2 protein-coding genes and 2 pseudogenes are annotated in these 2969 nt (G+C 55.8%); all 4 read left to right on the top strand.

All coding sequences use genetic code 11. The features are described 5' to 3' along the window. Nucleotides 1–145 (top strand): annotated as a pseudogene (locus J9892_RS17805) (ISL3 family transposase); the annotation flags it as partial. Nucleotides 146–610: 465 nt separating this feature from the next. Further along, nucleotides 611–919: a hypothetical protein gene (locus J9892_RS17800; protein WP_042012893.1), complete on the top strand. Its 309-nt coding sequence runs from the start codon at nucleotides 611–613 to the stop codon at nucleotides 917–919. Next, nucleotides 919–1284 (top strand): IS66 family insertion sequence element accessory protein TnpB, encoded by a 366-nt coding sequence (gene tnpB / locus J9892_RS17795; RefSeq protein ID WP_042012890.1) that lies wholly within the window; start codon nucleotides 919–921, stop codon nucleotides 1282–1284. Before J9892_RS17800 ends, tnpB begins: the two co-directional genes overlap by 1 nt. 49 nt (nucleotides 1285–1333) lie before the next feature. After that, nucleotides 1334–2824, top strand: a pseudogene (locus J9892_RS17790) (IS66 family transposase); the annotation flags it as partial. Nucleotides 2825–2969: the final 145 nt, after the last annotated feature.

Below are 2969 nucleotides of genomic sequence, written 5' to 3'. Positions count from 1 at the left end.
CGGGGTCGGTTGGCACACCATCAAGGAGATCGACAAGCGCCGTTTGCAGACCAGTGTGGGCACCATCGAACTTGGGGAGGTGCGGCGGCTGGTGATGGATGAGTTTGCCCTGCACAAGGGACACCGCTATGCCACCGTGATCATGGGGGAACCGCAGAATTCGGAAAAAATCGTACGCTAAGCTAACGGTGTTCTCGTGACAGCTCTTTGACTAGGCTTTCTAAGGCCATTCTGATAGCCCTGACTTCCTGAAAAGCCATGGCTAAAATTTGTGCGGCTAAAAGGGATAACCGATGGTAAAGTAAGTTATCCCTGTCGAGATACTGAAAAGCGTTATCCTCGTTTTTCCCAAAACTGTTTTGCCAGTTCGCTCAGAGCGCTAGTTAACTGAGCGACAGATTTCGCACTTTGCAAATTATTCTGCCCGGTCTGTACATTGGTATCAGCAGCATCGCGTATATTGATAATACTGCGGTTTATGTCTTCACTTACTGCTCCCTGCTGCTCGACCGCAGTCGCTATTTGGTAAGCGCCCCTAGATCAGCACCTGTTTTTCGGACAATACGCTCGTCACACTTAACCTCATCGTTTCTTCATCGAGGTTTCAGCTATGACTACGCAACAACGTGACGTATTTTGGCAGCAGCAGATCGCATCTTGGCTCTCATCCCGACTTTCCGCCCCCGCTTTCTGTAAACTCCATGACCTCAGCTACCACCAGTTCTCCTACTGGCGCAGAAAGCTGGCAACACCCCAACTCGATAAGGCTGACTCGTCTGCCGGATTTGCTCGTGTCACCCTGCCGCCCTCTCAGACGACCCACCCAGGCTTGACCCTCACCTTGCCCAACGGCATCGCCATCTCCGGCCTGCATGCCAGCAATATTGAATTGCTCGGCGCTATCATGAGGCTCTTGTAATGCGCCCGCGTTACCTGCGACCGGCCCTGACTCTGCCGCAGATCTACCTCTACCGGGCGCCCATCGATTTTCGCAAACAGGCCAATGGCCTGGCGGCGCTGGTCGAGCAGCAACTCGGGCACAATCCATTCTCCGGTGCCCTCTATGCCTTCACCAATCGCCGCCGCAACAAGATCAAGTGCCTGATGTGGGAGGACAACGGCTTTGTGCTCTATTACAAGGCGCTCGCCGAGGAGAAATTCAAATGGCCATCCCCTGCCGATGAGCTGCTCTCCCTCTCGGCTGAGCAGATCAATTGGCTGCTCGATGGCTATGATATTTCCCTGATGAAAGGCCACAAAAAATTGCACTATGAAACGCTCTGAATCGGGCTAAATAAGTGCTTTACTACGTTGTTTTTGTTATAATTTAGCCATGAAAATAACGCCTGAATACCTCACCCCATTGCCCGAACTCGGCAGCCTTTCCGCTGCTGAGTTGTTGGTGGTGATTGCTGATTTTCAGCAACAACTGGCGTTGCAACAAGAAGCCCTCCTTTCCAAAGACGCGGCTATCGCGCGGCGTGATTCTCATATCTTGCTGCTTGAAGAGCTGCTGCGCTTACGCAGGGCGCAGCGCTTTGCCGCCAGCAGTGAAAAGCTCGCCAGCCAGCTCCAGCTCTTTGATGAAGCCGAGATGGAAGTCGAGATCGACACTCTGCAAGCACAGTTGCCTGAAGCCGCCACCGCCAAGATCGCTCCCAAGCGTCGTCAGCGCGGCTTTTCTCCGTCATTGGTGCGCGAACGTCTCGAACTGACCCTCAGCGATGAAGAGAAAGTCGGGGCCAGCAAGGTCTTCTTCACCAAAGTCAAAGAAGAGCTGAAGTTCATCCCGGCCCAACTCAAGGTGCTGGAGATCTGGCAAGAGAAGGCAGTATTCGAGCGCGATGGCGAACAGGTGATCCTCGCGGCCAAACGTCCGGTGCATCCACTGGGCAAATGCGTTGCCACCCCGTCACTGCTGGGCTACATCATCACCTCGAAGTATGCTGATGGCCTGCCGCTCTACCGCCTGGAGCAGATGTTCAAGCGCCATGGGCAGGAAGTGAGTCGCACCAGCATGGCACACTGGCTCATCCGTCTGGATGACGTGTTCCAGCCCCTGATGAACCTGCTGCGCGAAGAACAAAACAGCGCCGCTTACCTTCAAGCTGATGAGACCCGGATCCAGGTCCTCAAGGAAGCGGGCAAAACGGCCCAATCGGATAAGTGGATGTGGGTCACCCGCGGCGGTCCCCCGGGCCGACAATCAGTATTATTTGAATATGATCCGTCGCGTGCCGGCAGCGTACCCGTGCGCCTGCTGGCCGGTTTTGACGGTATCCTGCAAGCTGATGGTTATTCTGGCTACGCCGAGGTGTGCCGCACAAACGGGCTCACCCGTATCGGCTGCTGGGATCACGCCCGGCGTAAATTTATCGAAGCAACGAAGGCTGTCCCCGCGAAAGACCAACGTAAAGCCAGCAAGGCCGATGTGGCGTTGGGCTATATCAGCAAACTCTATGCTATCGAACGGGAGCTGCGGGACGGCAGTGATGCCGAGCGCTATCAGGGGCGGCAGTCACGCAGCGTGCCGCTGCTGGCAGAGTTCAAAATCTGGTTGGAAGAGCAGATCGGCAAGGTGATGAAAGGGTCGCTGACGAGAAAAGCGATGGAGTACACGCTGGGACAGTGGTCTTGCCTGGTAGGTTACTGCATGCGCGGCGATCTGCATATCAGCAACGTGCTGGCGGAAAACGCGATCCGCCCGTTTGCGGTGGGTCGCAAGGCGTGGTTGTTCGCCGATAGCGCGCAAGGAGCGAAGGCGAGCGCGACCTGCTACTCGCTGCTGGAAACAGCCAAGGCCAATCAGCTGGAGCCGTCAGCGGTATCTATTCACCAGGACGGGGTTGACGGCATCAGTTCTGCCGGGATGGGATAATCTGTCTTCTCGATGCACGCCCTGACCACGGCCCTCAACCACTCCTGTGGGCAGCGGCCCAATCGCTTGCCGGTCTCCACCAACGACAGGA

The organism is Aeromonas sp. Prich7-2 (genome assembly GCF_017939255.1).
GTDB lineage: Bacteria > Pseudomonadota > Gammaproteobacteria > Enterobacterales > Aeromonadaceae > Aeromonas > Aeromonas caviae.
Note: the sequence above shows the minus strand (reverse complement) of the source record. Positions and strands in the feature narration are given on the sequence as shown.